Source organism: Sorangium sp. So ce176 (assembly GCF_051519835.1).
In the GTDB taxonomy this organism is placed as follows: domain Bacteria; phylum Myxococcota_A; class Polyangia; order Polyangiales; family Polyangiaceae; genus Sorangium; species Sorangium cellulosum_G.
In genome coordinates this window covers 9,459,185-9,474,961 of the sequence record NZ_CP150371.1, presented here as the reverse complement: position 1 = coordinate 9,474,961, position 15,777 = coordinate 9,459,185, and the positions used below count along the sequence as shown (strand labels likewise).

The following is a 15,777-nucleotide window of genomic DNA, read 5'->3' as shown; positions in this document are numbered from 1 at the left end:
TGCACACGCGAGGGGACACCACGTACCCTGATCGGCGCTCATTGCCGCTGGTAAATGCAGGAATTTCCGACACGTAGACCCTCTGACGACTGGGACGCCGGGGCTGCCTCCGCCGCTGGGGCCCTGCCGTGCCGCGGCTCCGGCGCGGGCAGCTCGAGCCGGTGTGGCAGCAGCGCGGTCGCCAGTCACGGCACCTGACGTGTGGCGTCTCGTGAGGTGCGCACGGAGCAGCGTCACCGGCAGCCCTGGAGCGCTCGCGGGAGCGCGCTGCCCCTCCGCCTCGCGCCGCCCCGGGGCGGCGGTCCCAGCGCGGCCTTCCGCCTCGCATCGCAGGGTGAGATCGTTTCGGACGAGAGGTCGCTCGGGTGAAGCTCGCTCAGACTCGTGAGGCTCGTGCCCTGGCCGTCGCCGCCGTGGCGCGAGGGCTGATCGAGCCCAACGCCCTTTGGGACATGGCCTGCCGATGGACCCTCGGCGGCGCCTCGACGCCCCAGGAGCTGTTCGAGGGGATCCTCACGCCGGAGCAGCTCGCCGCGCTGCCGGAGCTGTTCGCGCAGGAGGCGCGCCCCCCGCACGTCGCGCGCGCCCTCTCGCCGCAGATCGAGGATCCGGACGCGCTGCGCTTCGACACGCAGCGGGAGATCGACCTGCCCGAAGAGGACGCCGTGGCCGATTTCCCCACGCTGGCGACCTCCACCACGCGCGCCGTGAACACCGGCGGCAGCCGTTACGAGGTCGGCGAGGCGCTCGGCGCGGGGGGCGCGGGCAAGGTGATGAAGGCGCGCGACCGGGAGATCGGGCGCGTGGTGGCGCTGAAGACCCTGAAGCCGGGGGCCGAGGCGGACTCCGCTGTCGGCAGCCGCTTCCTGACGGAGGCGCGCATCACGGCGCAGCTCGAGCACCCGAACATCATCCCGGTCTACGACCTGGGCACGCTGCCGAACGGGCAGCCCTACTACTCGATGCGGGTCGTCAAGCGGCAGAGCCTGCAGAACGTGCTGACGAACCCCGAGCTCCGCAGGCAGTGGCCCCTCGTCCGGCTCATCGGCGCGTTCGTGCAGATCTCGCGGGCGCTGGCCTACGCCCACCGGCGCGGCGTCGTGCACCGCGACATCAAGCCGGAGAACGTGCTGCTCGGCGACTACGGCGAGGTGTACCTCGGCGACTGGGGCAACGCGAAGCTGCTCTCGAGGGCGGAGGTGAGCGAGCCGATCACCATCGATCCGAGCGGGCAGGACTTCGGCCGGAAGCGGCACGAGGCGCTCGCGAGCGCGCTGTCGGGCACGCCCGGGTACATCGCGCCGGAGCAGATCCGCGGGGATCACAAGCGGATCGACCACCGCGCGGACATCTTCGCGCTCGGCGTGGTGCTCTACGAGATCCTCACCGGCGAGCACCCGTTCGACGCGCCGACGGTGCTCGCCGTGATCCTCGCGACGCAGACGCGCGACCCCAAGCCGCCGCGCTCGATCGCGCCGAGCTGCCCGCTGCTGCTCGAGGATCTCTGCCTGGCGATGCTCGCGAAGGACCCGGACCAGCGGCCGCCGACCGCCGACCGCGTCGCGGCGGAGGCCGAGGCGTTCCTCGAGGGCGCCAAGGAGCGGATGCGCCGGCGCGAGGAGGCGATCAAGCTCTGCGAGCTCGCCAAGGCCCCGCTCGAGCGCGATCGGCGGCTCGACAGCGAGCGCGAGCGGCTCGTCGAGGAGGCGCGGCGGCTGCTCAAGGACGTCAAGGAGTACGAGCCGATCGAGCGCAAGCGGGCGGGCTGGCAGCTCGAGGACAGGGCCGCCGGGGTGGAGCGCGAGCAGGCGCGCGCCGCGGCCGAGGCGATCGACCTCTACACGAAGGCGCTCGCGTACGATCCGGATCTGGTCGAGGCGCGCTCCGGGCTCGCGGATCTCTACTGGTCGCGCGCGGTGCGGGCGGACCAGGAGCACCAGCACGCGGCGCGCATCTACCACGAGGCGCTCGTGGCGGAGTTCGACGTGGGGCGCTACGCCGCGCTGCTCACCGCCGACTCGGTCCTCTCGATCGACTCATCGCCGCCCGGCGCGAGCGTCGTCGCCTACCGCTATGTCGAGAAGGATCGCATCCTCGTGGCCAGCGAGGAGCGCTCGCTCGGCCGCACGCCGCTGCGCGAGGTGCACCTCAAGCCGGGCAGCTACCTCTTCGTCCTGAAGCGCGCCGGCTACCGGGACGTGCGGTACCCGCTGCTGCTCAAGCGGGGCACCCACCACCGCGCCGAGGTGAACCTCTACACCGACGCGGAGATCGGCGAGGGGTTCGTCTACATCCCCGGGGGCTCCTTCATCGCGGGCGGCGACGCGCAGTCCTACGATCCGCTCCGGCGCGCCGAGCTCCACGTCCCCGACTTCGCGATCGCGAAGTTCCCGGTCACCTTCCGCGAGTACTGCGAGTTCCTGAACGAGCTCGAGGCGCACGATCTCGATCTCGCGCTGAAGCGCGCCCCGCACGGGACGCGCGGCTCCGAGGGCTACGTCGCGCGGCCCGCCAGCAGCGGCGGCTGGGAGCCCTTGCCCACCGTTGTCGAGGGCGACGCGCTGAAGCGGTTCCCGGTGGAGGAGGGGCACCTCTGGAACCTTCCCGTCATCCTCATCGACTGGTTCGACGCCGTGGCCTACTGCCGTTTCCGGAGCGAGCGCGACGGCCTCGATCTCCGCCTCCCCACCGAGCTGGAGTGGGAGAAGGCGTCGCGCGGGACCGACGGCCGGTTCTACCCGTGGGGGGATCATTTCGACCCGACGTTCTGCCTGATGCGCTCGTCGCGCCCCTTCCTGGCGCAGCCGGAGCCGGTCGGGACCTTCCCCATCGACACCTCGCCCTATGGCGTGCGCGACATGGCGGGCGGCGTGCGCGAGTGGGTCGCCGACGTGAACGGCGAGCGCTCGTGGGCGGAGACGTCGCGCGAGCTCGAGTCGGCGGTCGACGCCGGCGGGGACGCGCCGCCGTGGCGCATCGCCCGCGCGGGGAGCTGGTCTGCGGACTCGCAGCAGTGCAGGAGCGCGTCGCGCACCCGCTTCTTCGGGATCACGCGGGCCCTGAACCTGTCGTTCCGGATCGCGAAGCCGCTCTCGCGCGGCTCGGCCCGCTGAGCCGGAAGATCAGCCGCCGGGCGGCGGCGGGGGGTCGACATACTCGACCTCGACGCCGCGGTGGGTCCGGAGGACGGTCCGCCCCGGCCGGCGATCGACGATGTACTCGGGGCCGACGGGCACCTTCCCCATCCCTCCGGGCGTATCCACGATCAGCTTCGGCAGCGCGATGCCGGTGAGCCGGCCCTGGAGCTGCTCCATGAGCGAGACGCCGGTCGCCAGCGGCGTGCGCAGGTGCGCGGTGCCGCGCACCGGGTCCATCTGGAGCAGGTAGTACGGGCGCACGCGCCAGCGCACGAGCCCCCGGAAGAGGGCCGCCAGCGTCGCGGCGTCGTCGTTGATGCCGCGCAGCAGCACCGTCTGGTTCATCACGGGGAAGCCGTTGTCCACGAGCCGCTTGCACGCGCGCTCGGCGGCGGGCGTGAGCTCCTTCGGGTGGTTGAAGTGCGTCATCACCCAGAGCGGGTGGTGCGGCTTCAGCGCGCGCACGAGCTCCGTGGTGATCCGCTGCGGCAGCGTGACCGGCACGCGCGTGGCGATGCGGATCGTCTCGACGCTCGGCACCTGCCGCAGCCGGGCGATGAGCCGCACGACGCGGTCCGTCGAGACCGCCAGCGGATCGCCGCCGCTCACGATGACGTCGCGCACCTCCGGGTGCGCCTCGAGGTAGGCCATGGCGGGCGCGAGCCGATCGAGCGCCACAGCGCCGCCGCCGTCGCCGACCATGCGCGAGCGGGTGCAGAAGCGGCAGTAGACGGCACAGCGGTCGGTCGCGAGCAGCAGCGCGCGATCCGGGTAGCGCTGCACCAGGTGCGGCGCGACCTCGTGCGCGACCTCGCCGAGCGGGTCGACGAGGTCGCCGGGCACCTCGGCGGCCTCGTCGGCGAGCGGCACGCACTGCCGTCGGATCGGGCATGCCGGATCGTCCTTGTCGCAGAGGCTCAGGTAGTAGGGGGTGACGCGGATGGGCAGCCCGGCCTTCTCGGCGCGCCGCGCGCCTGCGAGCTCCTCCGGCGTCAGCGACAGCGCCCGGTGGAGGTCGTCGGCGCTCGAGAGCGCGCGGCGAAGCTGCCACGTCCAGTCGCGCTTCCGCGTCGCCGCGCGATCCGGCTGCGCGCCGGCGGCGAGCGGCGCCGGGGGCTCCGGCGCCGCGACGGCGCGGACCTCCGCGCCCTCCTTGTCGGGCCGGCGAGCGAGACGCGCGGCGGCGACGAGCTCGCTACTTGCCCGCATCGCTCGATGGTGCTGCCGCATCGCCGGGCTTCTCCGGCTGCGGCGCGCGGGGCTTCGTGGGATCGGGCTTCGGCGCGCTCGCGGGCGCCGCGAGCTGCTCCGGCAGCTTCACCGAGGCGAGCGCCGCGTCGTTGATTTCGACGGGGAACTTCTTTCGCAGCTCGTCCTCGAGGGCGCGCTCCTGGTCCTGCATCTTCTGCTGGAGGAGCGCGACGCGGATGGAGCGCTCGGCCTCGGCGAGCTCGCGCCGGTGTCCGCCTGTCAGCCCGCTCAGGCGGACGATGTAGAACCGGCCGTCGGCCTCGATGAGCGTGTCGATGACCGCGCCGACGCTGCCGATCTGGAACGCGGCCGCGCGGACCGGCTCTGGCACCTGGGGGTGAGCGCCGCGCGGATCGCCGGGAGGGCTGACGATGCCGAGCTCCCCTGCGAGGTCGAGCGGCGTGCTCGCGCCCTTGTCCCTGGGCGCCGTGAGCGAGTGCTTGAGGAAGAGCTCTCCCCATGCGCTGCTGCTCCCGGCCTTCTGCGCCTCCTTGAGGACCTTCTCGCCGAGTGCCCTGTCGCCGACGACGATGGCGGCGACGCGCCTCCGCTCGGGCTCGCTGAACTTGTCGGCGTTCGCCTCGTAGTACGCGCGCACCTCGGACGCGGGGATGTCCGCGGGCGCGGGCAGGCCTTTCCGCGCCTGCGCGATCATCGCCTCGCGGAGGAGCTGCCGGATCGCGTCCTCGACCGCGGCGTCCTTGTCGAGGCCCCGGCGCCTGGCCTCCAGCGCGAGCAGCTCCGCGTCGATGATCTCGCTGAGCAGCTCGCGGCGCCGCTCCTTCGTCTGGTACCGGAGCCGATCGAACTGATCCATCCGCTCCAGCGTCCTGCCGAAGTCCCCGAGCGTGATCACCCGATCGCCGACCTTCGCGAGCACGCGCGCCGACTGCTCGGCGGTCAGCCCGAACACCGGGTCGCCCGCGTCGGACGGGACCTGGAGGGCGGGTTCATCGCAGCCCGCGACGAGCGCGGCGAGCGAGATGGCGAGCAGGGGTCGGCGCACCGGAGCTCGGGTCATTGCAGGCTCGGGGTGTAGCACGGTTTCCTCGCGGCTCGAGGGCGCGCCGGCCGCGTTCCTGTCGGCGCGCCGGCGTATGCCTCGCCGCGCCGAGCGCACCGGCGCGCTCGCGCTCAGTCGACGATCGTGCCGAGCTCCTCACCCCTGCAGACGCGGAGGATGTTGCCGCGGGTCATGAGCTTGAACACCCGGATCGGCATCTTGTTCTCGCGGCAGAGCGTGACCGCCGTCGAGTCCATGACGCCGATCCGGTCCGCGAGGAAGCGGTCGTAGCTCAGGTGCGCGAACATCTGCGCGCCCTCGTGGCGCACCGGATCGCGGTCGTAGATGCCCTCGACCTTCGTCGCCTTGAACAGCGCCTGCGCCTGGATCTCCATGGCCCGCAGCGCCGCCGCCGTGTCCGTCGAGAAGAACGGGTTGCCGGTGCCCGCGGCGAAGATGACGATGCTGCCCTTCTCGAGGTGGCGCATCGCCCGGCGGCGGATGTACGGCTCGGCGACCTGCCGGATCTCGATCGCGGTCATCACGCGCGTCGGCACGCCGGTCTTCTCGAGCGCGTCCTGCAGGGCCAGCGCGTTGATCACCGTGGCGAGCATGCCCATGTAGTCGCTCTGGGAGCGGTCCATCCCCGCGCTGGCGCCCTTCAGCCCGCGGAAGATGTTGCCGCCGCCCACGACGATCGCGATCTGCACCCCCATGCGCTGGAGCTCGGCGATCTCGCCGGCCACATGGTGGAGCGTCTCGGGACGTATGCCGAACCCGCCCTCCTCGCCGCAGAGCGCCTCACCGCTCAGCTTCAGCACGATGCGGCGGTACTTCAGCCCGGGGGCCGGGCGGGGGGGAGGGGGTAGAAGGGAGTCCTGCTCAGCGGCCACGGTCGCATCTCGTAGTCGGGACGTGCGCGGAGGGCAATGTGCAACGCGTCATGCCGGCCGGATGAAGCGGCAGCGCCGCGCCCGACGGAACGCCGATCCGACGGCAGACCAACCGGCCCGACCGTCGGGCGGCATGTACCTTGCGGTCCCTGGACGAGGGCGCTACTCTCGGCGCCCCTATGGCACGTGTAACTGTGGAAGACTGCCTCGAGCGCGAGGAAAACCGGTTCGCTCTCGTCGTGCTTGCGGCCAACCGGACGCGGCAGCTCATGAAGGGCGCGGACACCCTCGTGAAGACGAAGAACAAGCCTGCCGTGACGAGCCTTCGAGAGATCGCGGCGGGCAAGGTGCACTTCCACCGGAGCTCCCACGAGGTCGTGTCCGAGTGGCTCCAGCAGATGAACGCTGGCGGCCAGCGTTGATCGCGGATGGCGCGCCGGACGAGCGTGCCCCGGCGATGCACGGCTCCGTGAACGCCCCACGCCAGCGCTCGCGCTCGTCGTCGTGCCAGCGCTGCGCTTGAGCTGTCGCTTCGCATGAAAGGGGCAGCCTCGACGAGGTCACGGCGCGCTTCGGGCTCCGTCCAGCGTCGCGATCCGGAGCTCGAAGCGGGGACGTCGGCCCACTACGAGGACCCGGCGTACTACGCAAAGACCTACGCGCGGCGTACGGACGACGTCCGCTACTACGTCGACCTCGCCGTGGCGTCCGCGGGGCCCGTCCTCGAGTACGGCTGTGGCAACGGGCGCATCACGCTACCCGTCGCGAGGGCGGGGGTCCGGATCACGGGCGTGGATCTATCGGCGCCGATGCTCGGCGATCTGCGCGCGCAGCTCGGGCGAGAGCCGCGCGACGTCGCGTCCCGCGTGAGCCTCCGGCGCGGCGACATGCGATCGCTGCGGCTGGGACGCCGCTTTCCGCTCGTGATCTGCCCGTTCAACGCCTTCCTGCACCTCTACACGCGCGCGGACGTGGAGCGCTTCTTTGCGCGAGCACACGAGCACCTGACGCCGCGGGGCGAGCTCGTCTTCGACGTCTCCATGCCCGAGCCGGCCGAGCTCGCGCGCGATCCGGATCGCGCCTACGCCACGCCGCGCTTCCGGTATCCCACGAAGGACGGCCCAGGCGAGGTCGTCCGGTACACGGAGCGGTTCGACTACGACAAGGTCCGGCAGATCCTGTTCGTTTCCATGGAGTTCTCGCCCGTCGCCGGCGGCGAGCGCTGGATGACGCCGCTCGCCCACCGGCAGTTCTACCCGCAGGAGCTCGAAGCCTTGCTCCACTACAACGGCTTCGAGCTCACGGAGCTCCGCAGCGATTTCTCCGCGGCGCCGCCTGACAACCAGACGAGCATGCTGCTCTACCACTGCCGCCCGCGGCGATCGGTGCGAGCTGGCCGCCGCCAGGGCTGACCGCGCGGCGCACGGCCGGCTTCGGGGAGCCGCACGACGAACGCACGGCCCCAGGCAAGGCCTCAGGCGAGCCACGCCGGTCGGCGGCCGCGAAGGAGACGCGGAATCGTTGCCGAAGCCGCGGCGGAACGAGCCGGCCACGCGCTGAGCGCGCCTGCCACGTGGAGGCTCAGACCCCGATGTAGAGCCGGTGGGCGAAGTTGCGCTCGAGCTTGGCGCGCAGCACCTTCTCCGCCGCCGTCTCGATGTCGTACTCGACGCGCTTGAACTCGAAGCGCTTCGTGTCGCTGTCGTAGATCGTGTAGCTCGCGCGGTTGTCGTAGTCCCGCGGCTGTCCCACCGACCCGACGCTCACGATGTACTTGCGGCCCTGCTCGAGCTGGAAGTCCACCGCGGGGAGCTCCTCGACGCTGGTCGGCGTCAGGGCGAACACCTTGCAGAGGTGGGAGTGGCCGATCAGCGTGATGTGACCGAGCTCATTCCACATGGGGAGGCACTCGCGCGCCTGCTCGGGGGCGAAGATGTACTCGAACTCCTCGAGGCGGACAGGCGAGCCGTGGCAGAGGTCGACGTTGATGTCCGTCAACTTCTCCTGGTACGTCAGGCTCCGAAGCCAGGCCGCGTTTTCCGAGGAGAGCATCGCAGCGTGCGTGTCGAGCGCCTGCCGAGCGGCCTCGTAGTAGTACGAGTAGTCCATCCGCCCTGCGACCGCCGCGTCGTGGTTGCCGAGGATCGTCTTCTTGGCGACCTTGCGGACGAGATCGGCGCACTCGTTTGGCGAACCGCCGTAGCCGACCGTGTCCCCGAGGCAGTAGTACACGTCGATGCGTTCGTGGCGGTACGACTCGAGCACAGCGCTAAGCGCCTCGTAGTTGGCGTGGGTATCGCTGAAGATCCCGAGTCTCATTTCGACGCGAGGGCGGAGGTTAGCACGAAGGCCTCGACTTCCGTTAGGAATTCAAATCCGAATCCACAGCCGGGCCGGTCGGGCCGGAGCTGGGGGCTTGTGATCCCGGCTCCTCGGAGAACGTCCGGTGGCCCATACTTCCGCTGCACCCGGGACCTCGTGGAGGCCCCGAGCCCGGCCGCTCGTCTTGGCGATCTCGTCGACTTTGTCGCGCTGGTCGGTTTTGCCGAGCTTGCCGAGATAGCGGAGACGCTCCCAGCACCATCGCGATGACGAGCGGCCACCCGCACCGGAGAAGGATAGCGTGGAGCCCATGAATACCAAACAGAACGGTGCAGGGTCCTCTCCGATTTCTGCGGAGCGGTCGGCCACGTCTGCTCTGTCCGCTGCGGCTGTCGAGCCGCCGCCGCCTGCCGTGGAGGATCTCGCGGAGGGGTGCGTGCGGTTTGTGGAGCGCGCGCTCGGGGTGCGGCTTGACTATCGGCCGGAGACCTTGCCCCTGCTCGACCACTACCTCGAGCAGGCGCGTAGGGCGACGTCGGAGAAGGTCGAGGCGTTGCCCGTGGTCGCGCACATGGCGGGCGTCTATTTCGGTGAGGTCATCCGACGCCGCTATGCGTCGTGGTGGCGGATGGACGGCGAAGACCCGACGTACTGGCAGGTCGAGTTCGGGTCGGTGTACCTCGCGTTCAGCCCCGTGCTCTTCGTTCGCGAGGCGCTCACGCGGGAGCCTGGCGCCTTGGCCGCGCGGGATACGGCGGAAGATCCCCTGAGCGGCGATCCTGCGGCGCTCGAGCTGGAGGACGAGGATCGCGAGGCGGTCGCGGCCAGGCTCGCCGAGCTGCCGCCGGTCTCGGAGGACGAGTACTACGCGCCGTCGACGCGGCTCGAGGTGATCGACATCGCCGTGGACGCGATCCGCTCGCGCCGGCTCGCCGCCGGCGACGAGACCGACGCCGCGCTCGTGCCGGGCGACTACGAGCGCAACGGCGGCTGAGCCGGGGCCGCTGCGCGCAGGCGCATCGCGCGCGCCACGCGCCAGATCGCGGCGCCGCTCGTGGACGTGCTCCGGCGGCGTCGACAGGTGATATCGTCGCCAGCGTGTTGTGGGTCCTCTTCGCGCTACTGCTCCTCATCTCGTGGGCGGCGTACTTCACGTTCGAGCTGTCCACCGCGATCCCGATCGCGGCGAGCGTCGTCGTCGCGCTCGCTGCGGTCGCGCTCTTCGTGTTCCGCCGCATCAAGGCGGGCCGCGCCGCGTCTGCGCTCGAGCGGGCGATCGTCCAGCAGGGCGTGCAGCAGGCGCTCAACGCGCGGCCCGAGCGCCGCGCCGAGATCCAGGAGCTCCAGCGGCAGGTCCAGGGCGGCATCAGCGCGCTGAAGACCTCGAAGCTCGGCAAGGGGAAGAAGCACGGCAGCGCGGCGCTCTACTCGCTGCCCTGGTACGTCATCATCGGCCCGCCCGGGGCGGGGAAGACGACCGCGCTGAAGCACTCGGGCCTGGTCTTCCCGTACGCGCACCCGAGCAACGGCGGCGGTGTGCGCGGCGTCGGCGGCACGCGGAACTGCGACTGGTGGTTCACGAACGAGGCGATCCTCCTCGACACCGCGGGGCGCTACACGACCGAGCAGGACGACCACGAGGAGTGGATCGCGTTCCTGCAGATGCTCCTCAGGCATCGCGCCCGCCGCCCGCTCAACGGCATCCTCGTCGCCGTGAGCGTGGCGGATCTCATCGACGCGAGCGAGCAGCAGGTCGAGCAGATGGGGAAGAAGCTCCGGGCGCGCATCGACGAGGTGATGACGCAGCTCCACATGGTGCTGCCCGTCTACCTCCTGTTCACGAAGTGCGATCTCATCGCGGGCTTCTCGGAGTTCTTCGGCGACATGCGCAGGAGCGACCGCGCCCAGGCGTGGGGCGCGACGCTCAAGCTGAGCGCGGACAAGAACGACCCGGGCAGGCTGTTCGACGCCGAGTTCGACGCCCTGGCGAAGCAGATCCACGGCCGCGCGCTGAAGCGGCTCGTGATGGAGCGCAGCCGGGAGGTGCGCGAGCGCGTCTACCAGTTCCCGCTCGAGTTCTCGGGCATCCGTCGGAACCTGTCCGATCTCGTCTCGACCGTCTTCATGGTGAACGCGTTCCAGGGGACGCCCATCTTCCGGGGGTTTTACTTCACGAGCGGCACGCAGGAGGGCAGGCCGCTCGACCGTGTCCTCCAGCGGATGGGCCACGCGATGGGCATCCGCACGCACGAGGCGGTGGCTCAGCAGAACGTCGAGTCGAAGAGCTACTTCCTCCACGACGTGTTCATGAACGTCGTCTTCCCTGACGGGGACATCGCCGCGAGGAGCGCGAGCGAGATCCGGCGCCAGCGGATCATGCGCGGCGCGATCAGCGCAGCGGCCGCGACGCTCGGGGTCATCCTCGCCATCCCGAGCTTCGTGTCGTTCAGCAACAACCGTGAGTTCCTGCGCGACGCCGAGGCAGACGCGCGCGCCGTCAGCGCGATCCGATGGGAGGACACGCGACCCGTCTCGGACAAGCTCGCGGCGCTGCGACCTGCGCTGGGCCGGCTCCTCGAGATCGACGAGGCGCGCGACGACGGGCCGCCGGACGGGATGGGCTGGACGATGTTCCAGGGAGAGACGGTCTACCCTCCGCTGGTGCACGTCTACGTCGCGAGCCTCCAGAACGGCTTCGTGATCCCGTGCAAGCAGCGGCTCGAGGATCGCCTCAAGCTCGCGAAGGGAGATCACTACCTGCGCGAGCGGAACGAGCTCAAGCTGTACCTGATGCTGAGCGACGTGGAGCACCTCGACGTCGACTGGGCCACGGACAGGTTCACCTCGCTCTGGGCCGAGGTGCTCCGGCCGACGTCGAACCTCGGCGAGAGCGAGCTGACGAAGCAGCTCGAGCCGCACGTCGCGTACTACCTATCGCTCATCAAGCAGAAGCGGGTCACGCCGGTCGGGCGGAAGGATGACCTGGTCACGAGCGTGCGCGCGACGCTCCAGGCGGTGCAGGTGCGGAAGCGCTATTACGACTTCTTCGTCAACTCGATCATCGAGGAGAAGTACGACCCGACGGGCGACAACAGCCGCGCGAACCGCAAGTATCCTCCGCTCACGCTGGCCGACATGTTCGCCGACCGCCCCGACGTGCTGAAGGTCATCGGCAGCAAGCTGTACGCCAAGGAGAAGCGCTGGAAGGAGGTCGACGGCCCGTACACCGAGAAGGGGCATCTCGCCGTGCTCGAGAAGATCGAGGAGGGCGCGGAGAGCTTGCTGGCGGAGCGGTGGGTCGTGGATCTCGCGCCCGGCGAGGAGACCTCGATCAACAAGAACCTGGACGGCCTCGCGGCCGACTACGACGCCCGCTACATCGCCCAGTGGACCGACTGGATGGCGGATCTCACCGTGCGGACCCCGGCCAACCTGAAGGAGGCGAAGGACGTCTACATGGAGCTCGCCAAGCCGGACTACCCGTACCTTCGGATCATCCGCGCCCTCGAGGACAACACGCAGTGGAAGCGGGATCGCAGCGCGCTCGAGGACTCGGGCCTGATGAAGCGCGGGAAGGAGCACCTCGAGCGGAAGATCGAGCAGAAGACGAGGTTGAAAGTCCCCCTCAACGTGAAGCTCATCAGAAACCGGCCGAGCTCGGTCCCGGACGGGTTCAAGCGGACCGTCGAGTTCGGAGTCCCCGCCGCGCCGAGCGGCTCGGCGCCGGTCACGGACACGCCCCTGGCGAGGTACATCTCGCTGCTCAGCTCCCTGCGCGACGAGATCCAGCGGCTCGAGGACCTGAACCCGAACGTCGACGCGCGCCTCATGGCCGAGCGGCTGATCGAGGCGACACGGCAGGCCGACGCGCTCCTCCAGCCCTTCGACGAGCGAGCCAAGACGCTGCTCCGGCCGCTCTTGCTGACCCCGCTGCAGGTCGTGGCCGCGCGGCTCCCGCCGCTCGCGGCGGTCTCCCGCTTCCCCTCCGCGGCCGCCGCTGGCCCGCGCTGAGCAGCGCGGCGCGGGTCAGACCTCGATGCGGATCTCGTCGCGGCCTGGCTGCACCGCGCCGGTCGTCGGATCGAGCGTGAGCACCATCTCCACCGCATCCTCGCCGTTGTCGCTGTAGTACCGGGGGCGCACGCCCATCGCCGTGAAGCCGAGCTTCCGGTAGAGCCGGATCGCTGCGCGGTTCGAGCGGCGCACCTCGAGCAGGAGCAGCCGCACCTGCTGCTGCTGCGCGTACTCGAGCGAGCGGCGCATCAGCGCCGTCGCGAGCCCGCGCCGACGCGCGGTCGGGCAGGTGGCGACGTTGAGCACGTGCAGCTCGTCGGCCACGTGCCACGCGATGAGGAAGGCGAGCGCCTGCCGTCCCTCGCGCGCGACCCAGCAGCGCGTCCACGGGCGGCGCAGCTCTTCTCGCGCGGAGAACTGCGGTACGTCGAAGGCCGCGGCCGCGACCGCGTCGACCTCGTCGAGCGCCGCGTCGTCCGCGGCGTCGGCCGTGAGCTGGATCAGCGAGACCGAGCTCGTCGTCCCTTCTTGCTTCACCGCGCCTCCTCCGTCGGGCAGCCGGACACGATCTGGACCTGACCTACCCGTCCGCTCTTCAGCTTCTGGCACGCCTCTCCGAGGAGCTCGACGACAGCGGGAGACTTCCAGCGCCAGCCGTTCTCCGGGTCGTACGGGACCAGCTGCTCGTCCAGGTAGACGTTGGTCTGCCCGTCCTCCGGCGGCGGGTCGGCGAGAGCGAACTCGCACGACACGACGATGCTGGCGATCCTCGAGAGCACGTTCCCCAGCGTGTCGAGGTTGTCCACCTTGAAGTAGAAGGGGCTCACGAACTGCGCTGTGCCGCCGGCGAGCGCCATCTGGTCGAGGACATCGCCGTAGAACTCGCTCCCGGGGATGCCGACGACATAGACATCGATACCGCTCGCCGCGAGCCGCGCGATCGCGGCGACCGTGTCGTCGCGGTCGAGGCACCCACCTGGCCCCGAGGGCCCGGAAGGCGCGCAGCAGTTCTCCTCGGGGCATTGCTGCTCGATGTTGGCGATGCACTCCTCGGCGCTGCATGTCGCGGAGCTGTTGCAGTTTGGACCCCCGTCGGTCGCGAGCACGACGATCGTCTTGCCCGGGAGCTCCACGAGCTTCGGCGCGAGCGCGGTGAGCGTCGCCGCGGTGGGCGTCCCGCCTAGCGGGACAACGCGCGTCGCCGAGCGGAACCTCGAGGTGGTCGGGCGCCGCTCCTGGCCGTCCGAGAAGGGATCTCCCGGCGTGACAGGGAACACCTCGCCGCCGGGCCGGCACGGCGCATCGGCGGTCGCGTCCAGCGGGAACACCGCGGCGCCGACGTTGATCAGGGGGCCCAGGTTGCGCACGAGATCGACGGCGGCCTCGTGCACCCCGTCGTAGCGCGTCGCGCCCGACGAGGCGGCGCTGAGCATGCTGCCCGACGCGTCGAGGACGAAGTAGAGGTTCGGCGCCTCGGCGATCTCTACCTGATGGATCTGGTTGCCGCAGAGCCCACCTGCGTCCACGGGCGGTGGTCCGCTCGAGCCTCCGGGGCCCGGGTTGAACCCGTCATCGGGCTCCTGTGCCTCCTGGCCGACGCCGCTTCGTGGACGCTGCTTCAAGCCGTCGTCCGTGCACGCGGACAGCGCCGCCCCGAGCGCGAGCGCGAGCGCGGCACCGAGGCAGCAGCTCATGCCGCAGACGCCGGCCCGCTGCTTCACGGCCGTCTTCATGACGAGCAGCGTACCACGCTCGTTCGCACCGGCGGCCCAGGCGCTGCCGGCGAGCGCCGCCCGCGCGAGCTCAGGGCTCGCGGTAGAACCTGGGCACGCGGCGCGAGATGCTCGTCAGCACTTCCCACGCGATCGTGCCCGTGAGCCCGGCGATCTCCTCGGCGCTGATCGTCGCGCGCCCGAGCGGCCCGTCCTGTGTTCCAAGGAACACCACCTCGTCGCCCACGCGCGCTCCCGGGACGTCTGTCACGTCGAGCATCGTGAGATCCATCGACACGGCGCCGGCGATCGGCGCGCGCTGACCGCGCACGAGCCCGGCCCCGCGGTTCGACAGCTGGCGGCTCAGGCCGTCGGCGTACCCCATCGGCACGGTGGCCACGACGCTCTCCCGCGAGGCCTGCCAGGTGTGGCCGTAGCCGATCCTGTCGCCCTTCGCGATCGTGCGCAGCGCGACGATCTCGCTGCGCACGCGGATGACCGGCTTGAGGTCGGGCGCGAGCCCCGCGCACGGCGAGATGCCGAAGAGCGCGACCCCGGGTCGCACGACGTCGAGCCACGCGGCCGGCAGGCGCAGCATGGCCGCGCTGTTCGAGGCGTGCCGCACCCGCGGCGTGAGGCCGAAGCACTTCGCCCGCTGCTCGATCTCCTCGAAGCGCTTCATCTGCTCGATCGTCACGCCGAGGTCGTCGGCGTCCGCGCAGGCGAGGTGCGTCATGAGCCCGTCGAGCCTCACCTCCGGGTGCCTGGCGAGCGCCGCGAACACCGCCTCGAGCTCGGAGCTCGCGGCGCCGAGCCGTCCCATGCCGGTGTCGACCTTCAGATGGACGCCGACGCGACCGCGGTGCTCGAGCCGCACCACGGTCGCGAGGCGCTCGATCTGTCCGGCGTCGTAGACGACGGGAACGAGATCGCGCGCGATGATCTCCTCGAACCCCTCGCGGCGCGGGCCGTAGTAGCCGCCCATGACGAGGATGGGCAGCCGGATGCCGGCGTCCCGCAGCTCGATGGCCTCCTCCAGCAGCGCGACGCACAGCCCGGGGATGCCGGTCCGCTCGAGCGTCCGCGCGACGGCCGGCGCGCCGTGCCCGTACGCGTCGGCCTTGAGCACACCCCAGATCTGCGGCCTCTGCGCGCCGGCCATCGCTCGCTCGAGGACGCGCAGGTTGTGCCGCAGGTGCGCGAGGTTCACCTCCGCGCGGGTCGGGCGAACCGCGTCCGCCGGCGCCGCGCGCCGTGGCCGCAGCACCCGCACCGGGCCGGCGCTCGATCCGAGCCCTTCGACGGCCGACGCCGTGCCGTTGCGATCCGAGACCGTGGTGCTGAGCTCCGTGGACGCGTGCGAGGCGGACATCGTGTACGCGGATAGCCCTACGCTCGATCGCGGGTCAAGATTCCGGGCCATGTTGGTGCGACAACGTGAGGCA

The 15,777-nt window shown here is 70.9% G+C and carries 12 protein-coding genes; 5 read left to right on the top strand and 7 right to left on the bottom strand.

The window, feature by feature from the left end; translation table 11 throughout:
* The first annotated feature begins 452 nt into the window (after window positions 1-452).
* Complete coding sequence (locus WMF42_RS35805; RefSeq protein ID WP_437687532.1) at window positions 453-3,113, top strand: protein kinase domain-containing protein; 2,661 nt, start codon at window positions 453-455, stop codon at window positions 3,111-3,113.
* A gap of 9 nt (window positions 3,114-3,122) precedes the next feature.
* Here WMF42_RS35805 and WMF42_RS35800 read toward each other — a convergent pair whose 3' ends face one another.
* The 3 genes from WMF42_RS35800 to pyrH form a co-directional block, all read right to left on the bottom strand.
* Window positions 3,123-4,346 carry a KamA family radical SAM protein gene (locus tag WMF42_RS35800; protein ID WP_437687531.1) on the bottom strand — a complete coding sequence of 408 codons (1,224 nt, stop codon included), beginning with the start codon at window positions 4,344-4,346 and terminating at the stop codon, window positions 3,123-3,125.
* Window positions 4,333-5,409 carry a peptidylprolyl isomerase gene (locus WMF42_RS35795; RefSeq protein ID WP_437687529.1) on the bottom strand — a complete coding sequence of 359 codons (1,077 nt, stop codon included), beginning with the start codon at window positions 5,407-5,409 and terminating at the stop codon, window positions 4,333-4,335. The genes WMF42_RS35800 and WMF42_RS35795 overlap by 14 nt, the downstream gene beginning before the upstream one ends.
* A 113-nt stretch (window positions 5,410-5,522) precedes the next feature.
* Window positions 5,523-6,284 carry a UMP kinase gene (gene pyrH / locus WMF42_RS35790; protein WP_233562222.1) on the bottom strand — a complete coding sequence of 254 codons (762 nt, stop codon included), beginning with the start codon at window positions 6,282-6,284 and terminating at the stop codon, window positions 5,523-5,525.
* 179 nt (window positions 6,285-6,463) lie between these two features.
* Between pyrH and rpoZ the strand changes: the two genes are divergently transcribed.
* Window positions 6,464-6,706, top strand: a complete 243-nt coding sequence (gene rpoZ / locus WMF42_RS35785; RefSeq protein WP_061611097.1) for a DNA-directed RNA polymerase subunit omega — start codon at window positions 6,464-6,466, stop codon at window positions 6,704-6,706.
* Window positions 6,707-6,820: 114 nt separating this feature from the next.
* Window positions 6,821-7,696, top strand: a complete 876-nt coding sequence (locus WMF42_RS35780; RefSeq protein ID WP_061611098.1) for a class I SAM-dependent methyltransferase — start codon at window positions 6,821-6,823, stop codon at window positions 7,694-7,696.
* A gap of 169 nt (window positions 7,697-7,865) precedes the next feature.
* On the opposite strand, the gene WMF42_RS35775 is transcribed toward WMF42_RS35780, so the two are convergent.
* On the bottom strand, window positions 7,866-8,603 hold the full coding sequence (locus tag WMF42_RS35775; protein ID WP_061611099.1) for a metallophosphoesterase family protein: 738 nt from the start codon (window positions 8,601-8,603) through the stop codon (window positions 7,866-7,868).
* Window positions 8,604-9,042: 439 nt separating this feature from the next.
* Between WMF42_RS35775 and WMF42_RS35770 the strand changes: the two genes are divergently transcribed.
* Window positions 9,043-9,600: a hypothetical protein gene (locus tag WMF42_RS35770; protein WP_233562225.1), complete on the top strand. Its 558-nt coding sequence runs from the start codon at window positions 9,043-9,045 to the stop codon at window positions 9,598-9,600.
* A 104-nt stretch (window positions 9,601-9,704) separates the two neighbouring features.
* Complete coding sequence (gene tssM / locus WMF42_RS35765) at window positions 9,705-12,617, top strand: type VI secretion system membrane subunit TssM (RefSeq protein WP_061611101.1); 2,913 nt, start codon at window positions 9,705-9,707, stop codon at window positions 12,615-12,617.
* Window positions 12,618-12,632: 15 nt separating this feature from the next.
* Here the strand turns inward: tssM and rimI are convergent, their stop codons facing one another.
* From rimI to alr, 3 genes are all read right to left on the bottom strand, one after another.
* On the bottom strand, window positions 12,633-13,157 hold the full coding sequence (rimI, locus tag WMF42_RS35760) for a ribosomal protein S18-alanine N-acetyltransferase (protein WP_061611102.1): 525 nt from the start codon (window positions 13,155-13,157) through the stop codon (window positions 12,633-12,635).
* The gene (locus tag WMF42_RS35755) at window positions 13,154-14,353 is read right to left on the bottom strand and encodes a vWA domain-containing protein (RefSeq protein ID WP_437687524.1); all 1,200 of its coding nucleotides are present in this window, start codon (window positions 14,351-14,353) and stop codon (window positions 13,154-13,156) included. The genes rimI and WMF42_RS35755 overlap by 4 nt, the downstream gene beginning before the upstream one ends.
* Before the next feature lie 70 nt (window positions 14,354-14,423).
* Entirely contained in the window at window positions 14,424-15,704 is a 1,281-nt protein-coding gene (gene alr, locus WMF42_RS35750; RefSeq protein ID WP_434043134.1) for an alanine racemase, read from the bottom strand.
* Window positions 15,705-15,777: the final 73 nt, after the last annotated feature.

What these genes read in the sequence shown, in the direction of transcription:
- alr (WP_434043134.1), bottom strand. Translation starts at nt 15,704, where the DNA reads ATGTCCGCCTCGCACGCGTCCACGGAGCTCAGCACCACGGTCTCGGAT.
- WMF42_RS35795 (WP_437687529.1), bottom strand. Translation starts at nt 5,409, where the DNA reads ATGACCCGAGCTCCGGTGCGCCGACCCCTGCTCGCCATCTCGCTCGCC.
- WMF42_RS35775 (WP_061611099.1), bottom strand. Translation starts at nt 8,603, where the DNA reads ATGAGACTCGGGATCTTCAGCGATACCCACGCCAACTACGAGGCGCTT.
- WMF42_RS35800 (WP_437687531.1), bottom strand. Translation starts at nt 4,346, where the DNA reads ATGCGGGCAAGTAGCGAGCTCGTCGCCGCCGCGCGTCTCGCTCGCCGG.
- WMF42_RS35780 (WP_061611098.1), top strand. Translation starts at nt 6,821, where the DNA reads ATGAAAGGGGCAGCCTCGACGAGGTCACGGCGCGCTTCGGGCTCCGTC.
- WMF42_RS35805 (WP_437687532.1), top strand. Translation starts at nt 453, where the DNA reads ATGGCCTGCCGATGGACCCTCGGCGGCGCCTCGACGCCCCAGGAGCTG.
- WMF42_RS35755 (WP_437687524.1), bottom strand. Translation starts at nt 14,353, where the DNA reads ATGAAGACGGCCGTGAAGCAGCGGGCCGGCGTCTGCGGCATGAGCTGC.
- rpoZ (WP_061611097.1), top strand. Translation starts at nt 6,464, where the DNA reads ATGGCACGTGTAACTGTGGAAGACTGCCTCGAGCGCGAGGAAAACCGG.